General features: G+C 36.4%; 17 protein-coding genes and 1 tRNA gene. 7 read left to right on the top strand and 11 right to left on the bottom strand.

Annotation, left to right across the window (positions count from 1 at the left end):
• Positions 1-87: 87 nt before the first annotated feature.
• Positions 88-1851, bottom strand: a complete 1764-nt coding sequence (locus IWB64_RS01175; protein WP_194532295.1) for a M61 family metallopeptidase — start codon at positions 1849-1851, stop codon at positions 88-90.
• Between the two features lie 85 nt (positions 1852-1936).
• Positions 1937-2875: a calcium/sodium antiporter gene (locus IWB64_RS01180; RefSeq protein WP_194532296.1), complete on the bottom strand. Its 939-nt coding sequence runs from the start codon at positions 2873-2875 to the stop codon at positions 1937-1939.
• Between the two features lie 571 nt (positions 2876-3446).
• Between IWB64_RS01180 and IWB64_RS01185 the strand changes: the two genes are divergently transcribed.
• Entirely contained in the window at positions 3447-3599 is a 153-nt protein-coding gene (locus IWB64_RS01185) for an SsrA-binding protein (RefSeq protein WP_194532297.1), read from the top strand.
• Here IWB64_RS01185 and IWB64_RS01190 read toward each other — a convergent pair.
• Positions 3596-4108 carry an adenine phosphoribosyltransferase gene (locus tag IWB64_RS01190; RefSeq protein ID WP_194532298.1) on the bottom strand — a complete coding sequence of 171 codons (513 nt, stop codon included), beginning with the start codon at positions 4106-4108 and terminating at the stop codon, positions 3596-3598. The genes IWB64_RS01185 and IWB64_RS01190 overlap by 4 nt on opposite strands.
• Before the next feature lie 120 nt (positions 4109-4228).
• On the opposite strand from IWB64_RS01190, the gene IWB64_RS01195 reads away from it, so the two are divergent.
• Both IWB64_RS01195 and IWB64_RS01200 read left to right on the top strand, forming a co-directional pair.
• A tRNA-Arg gene (locus tag IWB64_RS01195) sits at positions 4229-4302 on the top strand.
• A gap of 287 nt (positions 4303-4589) precedes the next feature.
• The gene (locus tag IWB64_RS01200; RefSeq protein WP_194532299.1) at positions 4590-8276 is read left to right on the top strand and encodes a BamA/TamA family outer membrane protein; all 3687 of its coding nucleotides are present in this window, start codon (positions 4590-4592) and stop codon (positions 8274-8276) included.
• 63 nt (positions 8277-8339) lie between these two features.
• Here IWB64_RS01200 and IWB64_RS01205 read toward each other — a convergent pair whose 3' ends face one another.
• Complete coding sequence (locus IWB64_RS01205) at positions 8340-9224, bottom strand: DUF6268 family outer membrane beta-barrel protein (protein WP_194532300.1); 885 nt, start codon at positions 9222-9224, stop codon at positions 8340-8342.
• A 486-nt stretch (positions 9225-9710) separates the two neighbouring features.
• Here IWB64_RS01205 and IWB64_RS01210 point away from each other — a divergent pair, with 486 nt between their 5' ends.
• Both IWB64_RS01210 and IWB64_RS01215 read left to right on the top strand, forming a co-directional pair.
• Positions 9711-10274 (top strand): YeeE/YedE family protein, encoded by a 564-nt coding sequence (locus IWB64_RS01210; RefSeq protein WP_194532301.1) that lies wholly within the window; start codon positions 9711-9713, stop codon positions 10272-10274.
• Positions 10271-10684 carry a DUF6691 family protein gene (locus IWB64_RS01215; RefSeq protein WP_194532302.1) on the top strand — a complete coding sequence of 138 codons (414 nt, stop codon included), beginning with the start codon at positions 10271-10273 and terminating at the stop codon, positions 10682-10684. Before IWB64_RS01210 ends, IWB64_RS01215 begins: the two co-directional genes overlap by 4 nt.
• A 22-nt stretch (positions 10685-10706) precedes the next feature.
• Here IWB64_RS01215 and IWB64_RS01220 read toward each other — a convergent pair whose 3' ends face one another.
• The 5 genes from IWB64_RS01220 to IWB64_RS01240 all read right to left on the bottom strand — a co-directional run bounded on the left by IWB64_RS01220 (position 10707) and on the right by IWB64_RS01240 (position 14462).
• The gene (locus tag IWB64_RS01220) at positions 10707-10982 is read right to left on the bottom strand and encodes an ATP-dependent Clp protease adaptor ClpS (protein ID WP_155594474.1); all 276 of its coding nucleotides are present in this window, start codon (positions 10980-10982) and stop codon (positions 10707-10709) included.
• Positions 10983-11010: 28 nt separating this feature from the next.
• The gene (gene prmA, locus IWB64_RS01225; protein WP_194532303.1) at positions 11011-11847 is read right to left on the bottom strand and encodes a 50S ribosomal protein L11 methyltransferase; all 837 of its coding nucleotides are present in this window, start codon (positions 11845-11847) and stop codon (positions 11011-11013) included.
• Between the two features lie 160 nt (positions 11848-12007).
• Entirely contained in the window at positions 12008-12757 is a 750-nt protein-coding gene (gene tpiA, locus IWB64_RS01230; protein ID WP_194532304.1) for a triose-phosphate isomerase, read from the bottom strand.
• Positions 12758-12814: 57 nt separating this feature from the next.
• Entirely contained in the window at positions 12815-13912 is a 1098-nt protein-coding gene (locus IWB64_RS01235) for a BT_3928 family protein (RefSeq protein ID WP_194532305.1), read from the bottom strand.
• A 1-nt stretch (position 13913) separates the two neighbouring features.
• The gene (locus IWB64_RS01240; RefSeq protein WP_194532306.1) at positions 13914-14462 is read right to left on the bottom strand and encodes a DUF1599 domain-containing protein; all 549 of its coding nucleotides are present in this window, start codon (positions 14460-14462) and stop codon (positions 13914-13916) included.
• Positions 14463-14568: 106 nt separating this feature from the next.
• On the opposite strand from IWB64_RS01240, the gene folP reads away from it, so the two are divergent.
• Positions 14569-15396, top strand: a complete 828-nt coding sequence (gene folP, locus IWB64_RS01245) for a dihydropteroate synthase (protein ID WP_194532307.1) — start codon at positions 14569-14571, stop codon at positions 15394-15396.
• Between the two features lie 41 nt (positions 15397-15437).
• The gene (locus tag IWB64_RS01250) at positions 15438-16226 is read left to right on the top strand and encodes a diadenylate cyclase (RefSeq protein WP_194532308.1); all 789 of its coding nucleotides are present in this window, start codon (positions 15438-15440) and stop codon (positions 16224-16226) included.
• On the opposite strand, the gene IWB64_RS01255 is transcribed toward IWB64_RS01250, so the two are convergent.
• Both IWB64_RS01255 and truA read right to left on the bottom strand, forming a co-directional pair.
• Positions 16223-17989 (bottom strand): ABC transporter ATP-binding protein, encoded by a 1767-nt coding sequence (locus tag IWB64_RS01255; RefSeq protein WP_194532309.1) that lies wholly within the window; start codon positions 17987-17989, stop codon positions 16223-16225. The two genes, IWB64_RS01250 and IWB64_RS01255, sit on opposite strands and share 4 nt — an antisense overlap.
• Positions 17982-18734, bottom strand: coding sequence for a tRNA pseudouridine(38-40) synthase TruA (truA, locus tag IWB64_RS01260; protein ID WP_194532310.1), 753 nt, complete (start codon positions 18732-18734; stop codon positions 17982-17984). The genes IWB64_RS01255 and truA overlap by 8 nt, the downstream gene beginning before the upstream one ends.
• Positions 18735-18737: the final 3 nt, after the last annotated feature.

Here is an 18737-nt window from a genome sequence, read left to right on the forward strand (position 1 = left end):
CGTAACCTTTAGGAGAATGTAAATACAATTAGATTGCAAGTTAATTTAAGATAAAAGAAAATTGAAAGAATAAAGACTCTCTTCCTCTTATTTGGCTTTTGTATTTAAGCCAAAAAACATATTTCTGTACGCTCTTTGTTCCACCGATACGTTCATAACCTCCAATACTTTTGAAGTTCGTTTGTTTTGTAGTGAAGGGTTAGATTTCACGTTAAACTCACTCCCGTTACGCCTATAGGTAATTGACAAGGTATCCGTTAAGACAGGATTCAATATCACATCCTCATAAACAGTATCACTTGACAAAAATATATGTGTAGGTATATGGTTTATTTTTAAAATAGAGTCTCCTTTTTTAAGTCCTAGAGAATTTTTTTTAGCCCATGTAACGTAATAACTGGTATCATTTTTAATTTTTCGAATATCAAATGCCCCATAACTTGGAAGTTTTGATTTTGCAGGATAATATGCATATCCAAGATTATTGAGATATTCATTATAAGGCGGTATTTCAGTACCTACAATATATCTATTATAAAAATCCTCTACACCAGGAATACCAGTTCTAATTAAAACATCCTTTAAATCATCCCCTAAAAAAGCAGTGTTTTCATACTCATTCTTTAATTCAATGAATACATCTATCAATCGCCTGTTGCCATTAGTATTTTCCATGATTGCTATATCAAACCCCATAGCGATCAACTTACCTTTTTGATAAAAATTTTCAATATCTAGCATTTTATTTAACCAACTAATGACATTGTTTTTTCTTATAATATTCCGCCCACTTTCCGTCATGCTCTGCCTCTTCTTTGTTAAGGAGTAATCAATAGCTGATCGCAAATCATACTTTGGGTTTTTGGATAAGTATTTGGCATTAAGTAAAAAGACGAAATAATCCGTTATTCCCTCATACATCCAAATATGTTTTGACATATCAGGCTTACGAAAATTAAAGTTGGTGATTTTATCATCATGAAAGCCTAAAGGTGTTATAGTGTGAAAATATTCGTGTGGCACAACATGGTTATAGTATGAAAAATTATCTTGTAAAGGATAGTCTAAATCGCAGTACACAGAACTGTTTGTATGCTCAAGCGCAGCATCAACACCAAAAGTTTTTAAAATACCCTTTAACCGCTGTTCTTTAATAAAATAAAAAATAAAAGTATAATCCTCATTTGAAGTAAACCCCGAATAATCAGAAATGCTTTCTACTATTTTTTTGATTCCTGACTTTAGCTCTAATGCAGAATTTTTTCCATCTTCAGAATGTACAGCGATATTAAATCTGTGCTCATCAATTTTAAAAGAAGTAGTATCTGGCTCTGCATATAAAACCGGTTGATCTATTAATGAACCATAATTAGAGGTAGACAAAATTTCTGTCGTATCATTCAGTATCTTTTTTTGAATAGCTGTAGCTCCAAAAAAACTTTTAGGACGAACCACTTCTACTTCAAATGGTAAATTTTCATAACCCTCAAAGTAGCCTGTGACCAACTGAAAGTTCAAAAGCGCACTTTTCTTTGTTATTATCGTACCTGCGCATGGTATACTATTATTCCACACCTTTTTATTACCCAAGGATTGTTTTACCGTATATTCCAAAAAAAGTAATGGCTGCTCCCCTTCAACCTTAAAAACATTATCATATTTTGAGACCTTCATTATCTCTCCCCTTGTATCATATGCCGTAAAGTCAGAATAAAACCTTGCATAATTCACTTTCATATAAGTCCCCGGAATAATTTGCGGCACTACAAATTCAAATTCTTTAAATAAACCAGGAGGATACACACGAACCTTTAACTCATCTAAATCTGTTTCGTTTATTTTAAATTTCACAGTTGTCTTGTTTTGGCTTACTCCAAAAAAGAAGCATAGAAAAAAGAAAAATAAAAAATAATGTTTCACAGAAGATTTGATTAAACTATTGGATAGTGATGTAAACAAACGCAATATAAACTCCTAGTAATATAATACCATCCCTCCATCCTAAACGAAGACCCCTGGGAATAAATACCAAAGGAAGAATGAGAAAAGAAATACCTAACATCCAAAAAATGTCGCTACTTAACAAACCTTCATCCATTACTCTAATTGGTGTGATAATAGAGGTAATACCAAGTACAGCCAAAAGATTAAAAATATTAGACCCAATAAGGTTCCCCAAAGAAATAGCTTTTTCCTTTTTGATGACCGCAATAACCGAAGCTGCCAATTCTGGTATACTGGTACCCACGGAAACAATTGTGACTGCAATTATACGCTCACTAACCCCATATAAAGTAGCCAAACCTACCGCACCGTTAATAAGTAACTCTGAGCCTCCCCATAGCGCCGTACCACCAAGTCCTAAAAACAACACTAGCTTGTACAATGGCAAAGGTTCATCATCCTCTGGAGACTCATCCTCAACTGCCTGTTTTTGAAAGCGTAGTAAATAGACCAAGAACAAGAACAACACTACAACCATAATAATACCTTCGTACTGCTGCAATACTCCATCAAAATATATGAAACCGAAAAAAAGCAGTGAGGCAGCCATCATAACCGGCCAATCCGTTGTGTAAAAAGTTCTTCTTACATCTATACTTCCCATAAGTATGGTAATTCCAAGCACCAAACCGAGATTAGCAATATTAGAACCAACCACGTTACCTAGCGCTAAATCAGGAAAACCATCTAAAGCTGCTTTTATACTAACAATAAGCTCCGGAGCCGAGGTAGCAAAAGACACCACCGTCATACCAATAACAATTTTTGGAATATTTAATCGTAAAGAAAGAGCAACGGCGGATTTTAAAAGCCAATTACCGCCAGCTATTAAAAGTACTAAGCCAAGCGCAATAAAAAGAAGATTCTGCATGTACTGGTTTCAGGGAATTAAAAAACAAAGATATATGAACATTTTAACTTATTAGCACCTTTCTTAACGAGTTACCAGAGCATCATTTACCCAGAAAAATGAGCCTGATAAAAATGGATTTACTCAAAAAATACCAATTGTGAACCAAAATTATGCTTAAAAAAGAAAAGGCCTATCAAAACAGGCCTTCACATATTACGTAACGTAATCATATAGTATAATTTTAATAATAATCTGTAACTACACTGAAGAAAATATTTTTAAATTATAAAGTCAATCCATTAATACACTTATATAATCGTATTATAATTGATTAATTCGCATCAATTTGCTTGGATATGAATATTTCTTTTAATTATCTTGATTGAATAATCGATTATTATCAACTATCTATTAACCCTAAAAATCCCTAATTATGATTACACTTGCTAAACTTCTGTTATTACTACTAGTATCGCTGATTACGATAGTAGCGTAAGTTAAATCATATAGGCCTATATAATAAAAAGACCGCCGTACAGCGGTCTTTTACTTTATTTTCAATAAGTTAGCACCTTTGATAAACTAACCGATGAAAAAAATAATATTTAAATCTCTTGCCAAAGTAAACCAGTTACTTCTTCCTTCTTTTACTAAAAAAAGGCTTGACCTTTCTAAAGCATCAAAATTTCAGATGGCTTTAATTGGCTGGCGTTATTTTGTTACCACTCGGGCTTTGGATTAATAATTCAAAAGCGCCTTTACATCAGTTTTATCCAATTTACTCCTTCCGTTTAAAAAATCTAGTTCAATTAAAAAATTACATTGAACGATTTCCCCTCCCAAACGTTTGATTAAATCACACGTAGCTTTTGCTGTACCCCCAGTAGCAAGGACATCATCATGTACTAATATTTTTTCTCCTGCTAAAATTGCATCGCTATGTATTTCTAAAGTATCGGTACCATATTCCAAATCATAGGTCTGACTGGTTTTCTCGGCAGGTAATTTATTAGGTTTACGTACGGGAATAAATCCGGCATTTAATCGCTGAGCTAATAGAGGTGCGAAAAAAAATCCGCGACTTTCCATACCAACAACTTTATCAATCTTAACATCACCCACCATTTCTAGAAGTCTATCTAATGTATACTGCATGGCTTTGGCATCTGCCAATAGCGGTGTTATATCTTTAAAGATGACACCTTCTTGCGGAAAATTGTCTATATCTCTAATAAAGGCTTTTAAATTCATTTAATAAGTAACTTATATTTTGCCGTAAATGTAAAAAGAAATATATTTGCACCCCGTTAGGCAAAAAACTAGCTAAAACTAGTTTCCGTTGAGGAAAGACCTAACAAGAGTACTTTTATTGGCCCTGTGGCGCAACTGGATAGCGCATCTCACTACGAATGAGAAGGTTACTGGTTCGAATCCAGTCAGGGTCACTTCAAAAGAAAGCAGTTACATTTTTTTGTAGCTGCTTTCTTTTTTTTTAATAAAATCTCACTTTTAAGATAAGCTATTTGTAAATTTCTTGATTTTCGCCGACTATATCACCTAGGAAAAGCATATTTTGTATTTGCTAAGCACATTTATGATTACATAACCCCAATCCTCAAATTTCAATTCTCATAATTTTCTGCAGCTATTATCCCTGCGACACATTAAAATTGAAACTCAACATAATATATCCTACATATTATCAATTGGAGTTTCACTAAAAATTTGAGCTATGTATAACCGTGTATACCTTACTTTATCTCTATTATTTCTCACAGCTACTGGAACACATCATACAATTGCGCAATCTACCAAAGTTGAACACCGTGTATATTTATTAGGCAATACTACGGATATTGAATTGGAGTCCCCATTCTACGATAGCCTCTCTGAACTTCTTTCTACAACCGAACCTTTTACGGTTATCCTTAATGGCGACCTGATGGACAGCGGCAAGACTAAAGAACCCACTACCCAAGATTCTCTAAAAATAGACAAGCTCCTACGGAACATCGCCCAACATGAAAATGGAAAGGTCGTTATCATTCCTGGAGATAGGGATTGGGCAAATTCTGGAAAAAAAGGACTAAGTAGCGTTAATAAACTTGAAAAGTTGGTTAAGTCCATGGATTTTGAAAATGTAAAATGGGCTATTCGCAAAGGGTGTCCCGGACCGGATATCATAGAATTGAACGACCATTTAATATTGGTATCCATAAGCACGCAATGGTACAACCACCCTTATGATAAACCCGAAGCTACTACAGCGGAATGTGGGATAGCTACAGAACGCGATTTCCTTATTGAACTAGAAAATGCTGTTGAGGATTCCGAGGATAAGAATATTCTAGTAGCGGGCCATTTTCCGCTGGAGTCATTAGGTAATTACGGGGGGCATTTTCAATTGGCAAAATATTTATCGCCTCCAATTATTGGAAGTCTAAATGCTGGCTATAGACAAAATATAGGCTCTCCAGTGGATATAGTTAACTCCCGTTTTGATAATATCCGCGGAAGCATTGAAAACATTGTACTGCGCAAAGGATCTGTAATCTATGCGGCGGGACATGAGAAAAATCTACAAGTATTGCAGATGGGTGAAAATTATATCATTAACAGTGGATCACCAACCAAGGCAAAATACGTAGCGAAAGATAAAGAGCACGCCCTTTTTGCAAAGTCCATTCCCGGCCTAGTAGAATTGGACTATTTTACTTCCGGCAAAGTAGCCTATACTATTCACAGTTTTGAACCATCAGGAGAATTTGAATTAAACACAACCGAAACCTTATTTACATCTCCTTGCGAACCAGGTAACGAGGACAATTTTAATTCAGCTTATAATCCATGTAAACCTTTGGTAACGGCAAGTCATGGACCAAGAACATGGGCCACGGACACTACCGCGGTAGCAGGCGATTACACTTTAGGGGGTGTAACAAAGTTCTTTATGGGCGAACACTATAGAACCACTTGGAAAACTCCCGTAAAAGTACCCTACTTAGACCTAGAGCAAACTTTTGGGGGATTGTCCGTGTACGAAAAGGGTGGCGGACACCAGACCACTTCCTTAAAAATCAAAGGAGGGGATGGCAGAGAATATGCGTTCCGTTCTGTAGACAAAGACCCTCTTCAGTTACTACCCTATGAACTTCAAGGAACTATAATAGCCAGAGTAATGCAAGACGTTACTTCTTGGCAACAACCTTACGGTGCCATGGCCATAGGTTCTATGCTGAATGCTACTGACATTCTACACGCAACGCCAAAGCTCTATATGATGCCTCCTTCAGATGAATTAGGCGCATTTAAAGGGAAGTATTCCAATTTACTGGGCATGTTGGAAGAAAAACCGGTGAATGTAAAAAAGGTAACAAAGCCCTTTGGAGATGCCAATGAGATTCTTCAAAGCCGTAAAATGTTCAGGGAACTTTATAAAGACCACGATAATAAAGTAGATGCCAAAGAGTACGCAAAAGCAAGAATGTTCGATATTCTGGTAGGCGACTGGGGAAAACACGAGGACAATTGGAAATGGGCAGGTTACAAGAAAAAACATGATAACCTTTATAGACCAATTCCTAGAGATAGGGATTATGTCTTTTCGCTTTGGAATGGACTCCTACCCTACTTTGCTGACAGAAAATGGGGCTTAGAGCGTGGAGAAAACTTTGGATATAAAATCAACGACATTCGCAGTCTAACATTTAGTTCTCAACCGGCAGACCGCCGCTTGTTAAATGAACTCACTAGAGAGGATTGGCAAGAAGCTGCAACTTATATCCAGACCCATATTACAGATCAAGTTATTGAAGAGGGAATCAATGCAATGCCATCGGAAATTTATGAGTTTTCAGGTAAAGAAATAGCAAATAAACTAAAACAACGGAAAAAGGATTTGAGTACCTATGCCAATCAATATTACAAACAATTAATGATTGGAGGCGTAGAGGTAGTTGGATCCAACAAACGGGAATATTTTGAGGTGACTAGGAACGATAATGGGTCTGTACAAGTTGCCATGTACAATACAGAAGATGACAAGGATGAAAAAGGCAAACGACTCTACTACCACCGGACTTTTGACCCAAAAGAAACTAAAGAAATCCGGCTTTATGGATTAGATGGTCATGATGTTTTCAATATTTCAGGAGCAGCAAAAAAGTCTATAAAAATACGAGTAATTGGAGGGCCTGACCCTGATGTTATTACTGATAACTCAGAGGTGCAAAAAGGAGGTAAAAAAACCTTGATATATGAAAAGGGAAATACATCCAAACTGAATTTTGGCGAAGAAGGTAAAATGATGGACCATTGGAACAAGGAACTTTATTCTTATGACCGACATAGATTTGGTTTCAACAGGTATTTTCCTATTGCCACCATCCGGTATAACAGTAATCAAGGACTTGGACTAAACGCCGGAATTGAGTTTACTCAAAAGAATGCCATGAAAAAGGACTATAGTTCCAAGCATAAAATAACCGGCACTTTCACTACTGAACATATGAACATTTTAAAGTATGAGGGTAGGTTTCACCATGTATTTAAAAAATGGGATATTCAGATTGGTGGCTTGTACGCAGATCATACTGGGTTTACAGATTTCTATGGTATTGGTAACGGAACTATAAAAGACGATGACTTGGATTCTGAAGATTTTTACGAAACTCGGTATGATTCCTATAGCCTTCAAGCTGGTCTAATAAAAGACTTTTGGAAAAAAAGTAGCCTTGGCTTTCAACTGAATTATGAGAACAATAAAACAATTAGGGAAGAAGGCACTATTTTGGCCACGGACAACCCTAATCCACTACTAGGAGCTTTTGGCCTTGGGGATGCCAATCTTTATGAGATTATAGCAAAATTAGATTTTGACTTTAGAGATCGTTCTAGTCTTCCTGAACAAGGGGCTCGCTTTTTCCTAAAACACCAAAGTGGTTTGGTTTCGGATAACATGAATTCCAATTATGGAATCACTGAGGCTTTCTTCGAGCAATATCTGACTACTAGAAATCAAACACCAATTACGTTAGGACTTCGTTTTGGTGGCTCCACTACTTATGGTGCGGGAACCATTCCCTTTTATAAGTTAAAATACTTAGGTCAAAACTCCAGTTTAAGAGGTTATGTAAATAACAGATTTACAGGGAAATCTACTTTGTATTTAAATACAGAATTACGTCTACAGTTGGCAGAATTCCGAACATCTATTGTACCAATGAAATTTGGTATTAAAGGTTTTTATGACAGTGGCAGAGTGTATTCTGATTTTGACACGAATTCCGATTGGCATAAAGGATACGGCTTTGGGCTATATCTTGTCCCACTTTCAGAAGAATTTGCAATTGGTGTCTCGGCAGGATTTTCAGATGAGGAATCTGCATTAATTTTATTTAGTATTGGATCTACGTTTTAAGAAATTCTTAGAAAGCAATGAACTTTGAAACCTAGTAGAAGATTACTTACTATGTCTTTAGTTCTAAATTTTAAATCGCATTCCTGTCTTTAAATAATAAATATTGTTCTTTTTTACTGAATTTACTGTATTGTTATCTTTATCCTTTAGCTTGGCATTACTACTAAGAATTCTGGATACGTTAAAATATAGTTCAAGGTGCTTTGTAAATTTATATTCATAACGCAAACCAGCTATCGTAATAGACATATTTGCCTTGTCCGCTATTTCATTTTCATTTACAAGAAGCCCACCCTGAATGTTGGCCGTGAAACCATCAAGTTCCGCTATCAATTTCAATCTAGATTTTTCAGAAACATGGTATTGCAAATTTGCCTTGGGAACCCCTAATTTATAAGACCAATTAGGATGAAATTTTCGGTAATAGCTAATAAATGGTATAGGAAATGGAATCCCCCTATTTTCTGCATAAGAAACGCCAAGTATTAATCTATAGGGTTTAGATACCGTACTATCCTTTCTTTTATCATTGATAAAAACTACATCCCCAGCAAAAACCGCATCTTCTACAGATAATTTTCTAACTAAGTTAGAGCTATAACCTGTTGAAAACCTAGCTCCAAAACGCCAGTCCCCTTTCATTTTAAAAGTATACCCTAAATTAAAATCCAACAATTGAAAATCTTCAATAGCTGCAATATCAAAGTTGGTTACACTACTATCAACAGACAGATCTATTTTACTATAGTCCATCCCCACGAGCAAATAACTATCTTCATTTATCTTAATCGGGTAATTAAAAACACCTCTTAAGCGATCATACCCCACTTCTGAACCTCCCTTGGGAAGGCGTGTATAATCTATTTTAGCTAAATCCGACAACTGTGCCGAACAATTACCTAAACCCATTAAAAGAACTACAAGTAACTTAAATGTAATATGTCTCATTTATAATCGCAACTTATTTCCTGTACTCCCATTACGTAAGCGTATGCCATGGATAACTTATTTTTCTACGATATATTATTTACCAAGCTCAGAGCAAATACATTGAACCACCTAAAACACTAATAAGAGTAAAGTTTTAATGGGATATTTTTACCATATTTAAATACCTACGAGGGTAAAAGTACCGAAATAAACCATGTAGAGAAGTCTCAAAATCAGATAGTTCGTGCGTTGTATTAGAGATGAACAAAAACCAGATACATTAGATAGTTGAAGTTGTATTAATATTATAAGTTAAATATTTAATAATTAAAGGATTACAAGCTTAATCTTTATCAAAATCACATAAAATTACCCTTGAATAATTTACATCAAAGATGTTTATTTTTGTAAGGATACCCCGCAATACCGACTCCAATAACTTCTTATGTAACATCTGTCACATTAACTAAACTCATTAGCTCTAACTTCGCATAAATTTTTAATATGGATAGCATACTTCAACCATGGCCTTGGTACGTTTCCGGCCCCTTGATTACCTTGGTAATGGTTTTTCTTTTATACTTTGGAAAAACTTTTGGCATGTCTTCAAACCTAAGAACCCTTTGTAGTATTGGAGGAGCAGCAAAATATTCTGATTTCTTTAAATTCGATTGGAAAGCTCAAAGATGGAACCTTACCGTAGTACTTGGTGCTATTATTGGCGGTTTTATTGCTGTAACCTTTCTTTCTAACGGTTCCGCAATAGATTTGAATCCTGAAACTGTAAAAGACTTAAAAGAACTTGGTTTTGAAAATGCAGGAGCTTCTTTATTACCGGGCGAGATTTATGATTGGAACAATGCTTTATCCTTAAAAGGGTTGGCCATATTAATTGTTGCCGGTTTTCTTGTTGGCTTTGGAACACGCTACGCCGGTGGATGTACTTCTGGACACGCTATTACAGGCTTAAGTAATTTGCAATTACCTTCATTAATTGCCGTTATTGGCTTTTTTGTTGGCGGACTTATAATGACACACTTTCTAATACCCCTAATCTTTACAACATGAAATATCTAAAATTCTTACTCGTAGGTATCTTTTTTGGCATTGTACTCGTTAAATCTGAGGCGGTTTCTTGGTACAGAATATTTGAAATGTTCAAATTTCAGTCGTTCCATATGTACGGCATAATTGGTTCTGCTGTAGTTCTTGGCGCCATTTCTGTATGGGCTATTAAAAAGTTCAGGGTAAAAAGTATTGAAGACCAAGAAATTGTCCTTCCACCAAAAAATAAAAGCTATACCCGCTATATCTTAGGAGGTAGTATCTTTGGTTTGGGATGGGCGTTAGCAGGTGCTTGCCCAGGCCCTATGTATATTCTATTAGGCACTGGGGTTTTTAGCATGCTTATAGTAATAGCAGCAGCAACGCTGGGTACTTTCGCTTACGGCTTACTTAGAGATAAGTTACCTCACTAATAGCGATACCCGCACGTATAAATTAAACAATTTCTGCGCTCAGACCAGCCTCAAGTAGCCTACTACAACGAGGCTCTAAGTCTTTATAATCGCCTGTTTTTACGGTGCACTTACCATTATAATGTACTATAAGAGAACATTGTTCTGCTTGAACAGGTGTATGATCACACACATCTACCAAAGTGTCTATGACGTGATCAAACGTATTTACATCGTCATTAAAAACAACAATTTCGTTTTGTTTTGAAACTTCTTCTTCCAACAATAGTTCTTCCGATACTTTTTCTTTGAAACTCATATCAATCAATTTAAAATAGTATACCTCTCTAAAATACATATTTTACCGCAACCCAATTATTCTTTTGCAGATTTTTTTTAAACTTTAACCCCGCCTTTAGACACGTTTCTGAAATTAAGGGAATATCTTCTTCATAGAAACCGCTTAAGAAAAGGGTTCCATTTTCCTTTAAGTTCGCTGCATAAACAGAAATATCCGCCAACAAAATATTTCTATTGATATTTGCTAAAATGATATCATACTTGCGGCTTCCCAGTAACGAAGAATCGCCTTCAAAGACCGAGATATGCTCACAATTATTTCGTTCTACATTCTCTATAGCATTCAGGTAACACCAATTATCAATATCAATAGCATCTATATGATTGGCATGTTTCATGGCAGCTAGAATAGCCAAAACTCCCGTACCACTTCCCATATCCAAAACATCTTTCCCTTCAAAATCATTTTCAAGAATAAACTGAAGCATCATGTGGGTAGTCTCGTGATGTCCTGTTCCAAAGCTCATTTTTGGCTCAATAACAATATCATATTGCACATTGGGCTTCTCATGAAATGGAGCACGAACCACACATTGATCCGCTACTTGAATGGCTTCAAAATTCTGTTCCCAAGTGGCATTCCAGTTTTCTTGTTCTATTTCTTTTAACTCAAAACTTACCTTAAACAGTTCACTATCCAAAATTTCTACTGTTTCAAGAATGCGCTCGTTCCAATCATTTTTTTGAATATAGGCTAATACACCGTCTTCATTTTCAAGAAAACTCTCAAAACCAACCTCTCCAAGCTCGGCAATTAAAATATCCGATCCTGGTTGCACCGGGGTTACTGAGAAATTGTATTCGATATAAATCGTGTTGGACATTTTACTGTTTTTTAACGGGTTGTTGGTCGGGTTTACCTTTTAAATCTTACGAAAACCTCAATAGGCTTTATTTACTTCTCAACATGTTTTTTTGTTGCTAAATGAATAACCCTTTCCATAAACTGGGAAAGGGCTTTCAAAATAACATTGCAATCTATATTTAGATAGCTTTTATAATGGCAACAAAATCATCTGCAACCAAAGCGGCTCCACCAATAAGACCACCGTCTACGTCTGGTTTACCAAAAATTTCTCCTGCATTACCAGGTTTAACACTACCTCCGTAAAGAATAGAAACATTGTTCGCTATAGTTGCGTCATAAGCTTCTGTAATTGTTTTACGGATAAAAGCGTGCATTTCCTGTGCTTGATCTGCTGAAGCTGTTTCACCAGTTCCAATAGCCCAAACTGGCTCATAAGCCAAAACTATTTTACTCCAAGCAGATGCTTCTAAAGAGAAAAGCGCATTTTTCAATTGGCTTTCTACTACATTAAAGTGATTATCAGATTTTCTATCTTCTAGTTCTTCACCAAAGCAAAACATTACACGAATGTTTTTACCTAAAGCTGTAACTACTTTTTTAGCCAATATCTCATCAGTTTCACCAAAATAAGCTCTTCTTTCCGAGTGACCAATAATTGCAGTATCCACACCGATACTCAACAACATATCTGCTGAAATCTCACCTGTATATGCTCCGCTTTCTGCAAAATGCATATTCTGGGCAATAACTTCTATAACCGAAGAATCTAAAGTTCTAACAGCAGAAGCCAAGTTTACATAAGTTGGCGCAACCATAACCTCAGCCTGAGTATCCGGTAACTTAGCTGCTAACTCAGTTAACAATGCTTCCGTTTCAGGTAAGTTTTTATTCATTTTCCAGTTTCCTGCAACAATTTTGCTTCTCATTTTCAAAGTGTTTAGTGTTATTGTATAGGGTTCAATTCAAATTTATCAACTTAAAAATTAATCAAAAGTCAACTCATCTAAATCATTATAATGTACTTTTTGTTTTATAGTTCCTTTTTCCAAAACCAATGCTCCGGGATTAGAACGTACAATGGTCTTTAAGGCCGTCTCATCTGTAAAATAAAAATCAAAATTTAATCTATAGGCTTTCTTCAAGGTACTCGTCTGCTCATCGTTAGATGCAGACATACCAATTACCTTATAGCCTTTCTTTATTGCCTTATCCGTCACTTTTTTGACCTCAGAATACACGTCTCTGTTCGTTTTCCTAAGATCATATGCTATAATCATGAGTAACTTAGGCTCTTGTAGAAGCGTATCTGCCATGTTTATTTTATCCATTTCTATGGTAAAATCATGAATAGGTGGCTCGTAACCCTTCTGTACTTCCGTAGTTTCTACATCAATAAATTCACCATCTACCTGAGGATAATCTCCTTGGGTAACGATAATTTTATCATCACCATCTACATTGAACCGCCATGCGTAATCATAAATAGGTTTGGGCGCATCATCTGGCACAGTCATACCTTCGCTAATATTCGCTCCAATCTTGTATGGTCTGAAATCTATAACTGGCAGATGATTTAACACATAATTGCAATACCCAACGCAAAGTACCAATGCCACAAGGGTAGCAATTCTTTTTGCATTAGCTCCAAAAATAGGCGTAATATATTGCCTTCCTTTAAACAGGATAATTATAAACACTAGAAGAACAATATCTTTTGTAAACGACTCCCAAGGGGTAAGTTTAATAGCATCTCCAAAACAACCACAATCCGTTACTTTATTAAAATATGCCGAATAAAACGTAAGAAAAGTGAACCCTACAATCATTAACAGTAGGCTCCATACGGTAAATTTTACCCGAAAACCTACTAAGAGCATCACTCCTAAAAGGACTTCTAGGATTACTACAAAAATGGAAATAGCCAAAGCGTGGGGCTCAAAAAATGCAAGATCAAGAACTCCGGGGCTAAAATACTCTTCCAACTTAAACGAAAAACCAACAGGGTCGTTCAGTTTTATAAAACCACTGATGATAAAAAGTATACCTACAAAAACTCGGCTAATGCCAACAAGATATTTCATATTAGGATTTTGAATTTACACCGAGATGAATCATGGCAAAAACCGCATAATTGACCATATCCTGATAATTTGCGTCAATACCTTCGCTCACTAAAGTTTTACCTTTATTGTCTTCTATCTGCTTAACCCGCAAAAGCTTTTGTAAAATAAGATCGGTTAAAGAGCTTACCCGCATATCGCGCCAAGCCTCTCCATAGTCATGGTTTTTATTTTCCATGAGCGTCTTTGTGGTCGTAGCATGTTTATCAAAAAGTTCCACTGCCTGAGCCACAGAAAGGTCTGGCTGATCCGCCACTCCTTTTTCCAACTGAACAAGTGCCATTATGGAGTAATTGATAATTCCAATAAATTCAGAACGTTCACCTTCATCTACCTTACGCACGTCATTTTCCTGCAAACTTCGGATGCGTTGTGCTTTAATAAAAATCTGGTCTGTTAATGAGGGAAGCCGTAAAATACGCCAAGCACTACCGTAGTCCTTCATTTTCTTTTCAAAGAGGTCTCTACAGGTTTTAATCACCTCATCATATTGTTCGGATGTCTTCTGCATGGCTATCCTTTCTAATTTGCGTAAATTTCACTCAAAATTCTGAATTGCTCAAAGTTCGTGTTTTAAACTTGGTTAATCAAGGGATACCGCTTCAACTTTATCACATATGACTCTAAATTGTAAAGGCCGCCTTATAGACCTATCCACACCAAAAGTGATGGGCATTTTAAACTGCACTCCAGACTCGTTTTACGACGGTGGAAAATATCTAGATGATAACTCCATTTTAAAGCAAACTGAAAAAATGTTAAATGATGGTGCCACCTTTATCGATGTTGGCGGCTACAGTTCTAGACCAGGTGCCAACCATGTTACGGAAGAAGAAGAAATGAAACGCATGCTTCCGTTAACGGAACTATTGCTTAAACAATTTCCTGAAATTATACTGTCTATAGACACCTTCAGAAGCAATGTTGCATCTGCTTGTCTTGATGCCGGAGCTGCTATTATAAATGACATTTCTGCAGGTAAATTAGACAACAATATGTTGTCTACAGTGGCCAAGCATCACGTGCCTTACATTATGATGCACATGAAAGGAACGCCGCAGAACATGCAGCAACAGACAAATTATGACAACCTTTTAGTTGACATAATTAAATATTTCTCTGAACGAATTGCAGCTGCAAAAGCTTTAGGTATTACCGATGTTATTGTAGACCCTGGATTTGGATTTGCCAAGACCCTTGAGCAGAATTATGAAATTCTACAAAAATTGAACCTTTTTCAAAATTTGGAATATCCTTTACTAGTTGGCATTAGCCGAAAATCCATGATTTACAAAGTTCTCAAAACCGATGCAAAAAGTGCTTTGAACGGTACCACAGCCCTCAATATGGCCGCATTAATGAATGGCGCCAATATTTTAAGGGTTCACGACGTTAAAGAAGCGTATGAATGTGTTAAACTTGCAGAAGAATTAATGCCTTGTTAAAAGTGTATGGATTTCATTAATTTTACAAAAACGCCTCCGCATTGGACTTTCTGAATTTTCTTGAATTTAAGATTACCGATATACTAGATATTATTCTGGTAGCTATACTGTTGTACTACATTTACAAGTTGGTACGAGGTTCTGTTGCTATTAATATTTTTCTTGGTATTGTAATCGTTTGGGGATTCTGGAAACTGACCGAGCTATTGGGCATGGAGATGATCAGTAGTCTTGTAGGTGCGTTTATGCAAGTAGGGCTTATTGCCCTTATCATTGTTTTTCAGCAAGAAATTAGAAAATTTCTTTTAATGGTGGGTTCTACCAATTTTGCCAACAAAAGAAATTTCATCAAACATTTTAAATTTTTAAGACAAGATGGTGCAACCGTAAGCATGGATGTGGATTCTATTGTTGAGGCATGTAAAAAAATGAGTTCCACAAAAACGGGCGCATTGATTGTTTTAGAACGAAACAACTCTTTGGACTTTATAAAATCATCCGGAGACAAAATGTATTGTGAAGTAAATACTCCTATCCTAGAAAGCATTTTTTACAAGAACAGTACGCTACACGATGGAGCAGCCATAATAGAAAACAATTATATTGTTGCCACTAGAGCAATTTTACCAGTTTCCAATGAACGTAACATTCCGTTGCGTTTTGGACTTCGTCATAGAGCAGCTGTAGGTGTTACTGAAAAAACAGATGCATTAGGATTAGTAGTTAGCGAAGAGACGGGAAATATCTCATATATTAGAAATGGAAAGTTTGTTGATTTTGGCAATATGGATGAATTAACGGCCATAATAAAAGAAGATTTAATAAGTTAAGCTACTTCTTCCGAAAGGAATTGAGCTTCGTAAAGACCGCTGTAATATCCTCCTTTTTTAAGCAACTGCTTGTGAGTTCCCGTTTCTACAATTTTACCGGCATCCATTACAATTATCTTATCGGCTTTTTTAATGGTGGCCAAACGGTGTGCAATGATTATAGAAGTTCTTCCTTCGGTTATTTTCTCTGTTGCTCTCTGTATCAACTGCTCAGAATAAGTGTCTACGGATGACGTAGCTTCATCTAAAACCAAAATACTTGGGTTGCTTACATAAGCCCGTAAAAACGCAATCAATTGGCGTTGTCCACTAGACAACATTGTTCCTCTTTCTTTTACGTTATATTGATATCCTCCAGGCAGACTGCTTATAAACTCATCCACTCCAATTTGTTTGGCAGCATCTTCAATAAGCTCGTGGGTTATCTCGGTATTTTTTAAAGAAATATTGTTTTCTATAGTATCAGCAAAAAGGAATACATCTTGAAGCACAACAGCAATCTGAGATCTAAGCGAAACCAAACTAAAGTCTTTAATATCTATATCATCAACTAAAATAGAACCCGAATTTATTTCATAAAAGCGGTTCAATAAATTAATTATAGTAGACTTCCCTGCACCGGTAGCTCCTACAATTGCCACGGTCTCCCCTGCTTTTACTTCAAAAGAAATACCGTGCAATACTTCTTCCTCTTCTAAATATCCAAAGTGTACGTCATTAAATTTTATATCTCCTCGTACATCTTCTTTAACCACAGAACCTAAGTCTTGTATATTACTCTGGGTATCCAAAATTTTAAAAACCCTATTGGCAGCTACCATTCCCATTTGTAGGGTATTGAACTTATCTGCTATTTGTCGTAAAGGTCTAAAAAGCATATCTATCAACAGAATAAATGCGAACAGCGTACCTAGTTCTTCCTTAGAAAGATTAGATACATTTTGAAGTCCACCGTACCATACGATCAGGCCCACTGCAATAGAAGAAGAAATTTCTGCAATCGGAAAGAAAATGGAGTTGTACCAAACTGTTTTTAACCAAGCATTCTGATGCTTTTCATTGATAACCCTAAATTTTTCACTTTCAATCCTTTCACGCGTAAACAACTGTACGATTTTCATACCTGTTATCCGTTCTTGCACAAAAGAATTAAGATTGGAAACCTGTGTTCTAACCTCGGCGAAAGCAACTTTCATTGCCTTTTGAAACAAACGTGTTGCATAAAGAATTAACGGCAATATGGCAAAAACAATGAGCGCTAGACGCCAGTTCATTATTAACATTACCACAGCGGCAACCAGCATTTTCAACAAATCTGCAACTATAACAAAAAAGCCTTGACTAAAAATTTCACCAATACGCTGCATATCCGCAACCGCACGCGTTACCAGTACTCCAAGAGAAGAACTGTCAAAATATTTCATTCTAAAGCCCAACATGTGTTTGAACAAGTTGACTCTAATATCTTTTATGACTGATTCTCCCAACCAGTTGGCGTAGTAGTTAAATGAAAGCTGACTAATAACCTGCCCCAAGAGAACACCGGCCATTGCCAAAGTTAGAATCAATAACTTTTCTTCATCGCCCACCTTAATGGCGTCGTCAATAATTCTTTGAACTATTATAGGAGTCATTACGGCAAATCCGGATAGCAGAATAGCCGCTAGAGCAACACCATAAAAGGTTGCACGATATGGACGCGTATGCGCCAATAAGCGTTTAAACAGCCGCATATCAAATGCTTTTCCAGAATCTTTATCCATGTTTTTCCGTAATCTTTTTGGGGTATAAAACAGAGGTCAAATATAGCCCTTTTGCCGGTACCGATGGGCCGGCCTTACTTCTGTTCTTGCTATTTATGATTGATTTAACATGGTCTGGCTTTGTTTTACCCGTGCCCACTTCTAGCAACGTACCTACTACGGCACGCACCATATTTCTCAAAAAACGGTCTGCGGTTATTGTAAAAACAAGTTTATCTCCTTTTACCTCCCAAACTGCTCTTTTAACATCACACAGATACGTCCTTACATCTGTATTGGACTTTGAAAAACATTCAAAATCCTTGAACTGCAAAAGCAATCCCGCGGCTTGATTCATTGCCTCAATATCCAAGGGATGCTTTATGTAATGTGCAAAATCACCATAAAACGGATTTTTATACTGCAACACCCAATATTCATAGGTGCGTTCTTCCGCATCAAAGCGAGCATGAGCATGTTCGTTTACACCAAAGATATTATGAACAGCAATGGCCTCTGGCAAAAGCGCATTCAATCTATAAACAAATAACTGTACATCCTTAATTTCATCAAAATCAAAATGGGCGAACATCTGCTTGGCATGAACACCAGCATCAGTTCTGCCAGCACCTACCAAAGCCACAGGCTCGCGCAGTAAGGTATAAAATGCCTTTTCAAGAACCTCCTGCACGGTAATGGCATTAGGTTGGTTTTGCCAACCATGGTAGTCTTTACCCAAGTATGAAAATTCAATAAAATATCTCAACCG

Origin of the sequence: Zobellia nedashkovskayae (genome assembly GCF_015330125.1) — a bacterium.
In the GTDB taxonomy this organism is placed as follows: domain Bacteria; phylum Bacteroidota; class Bacteroidia; order Flavobacteriales; family Flavobacteriaceae; genus Zobellia; species Zobellia nedashkovskayae.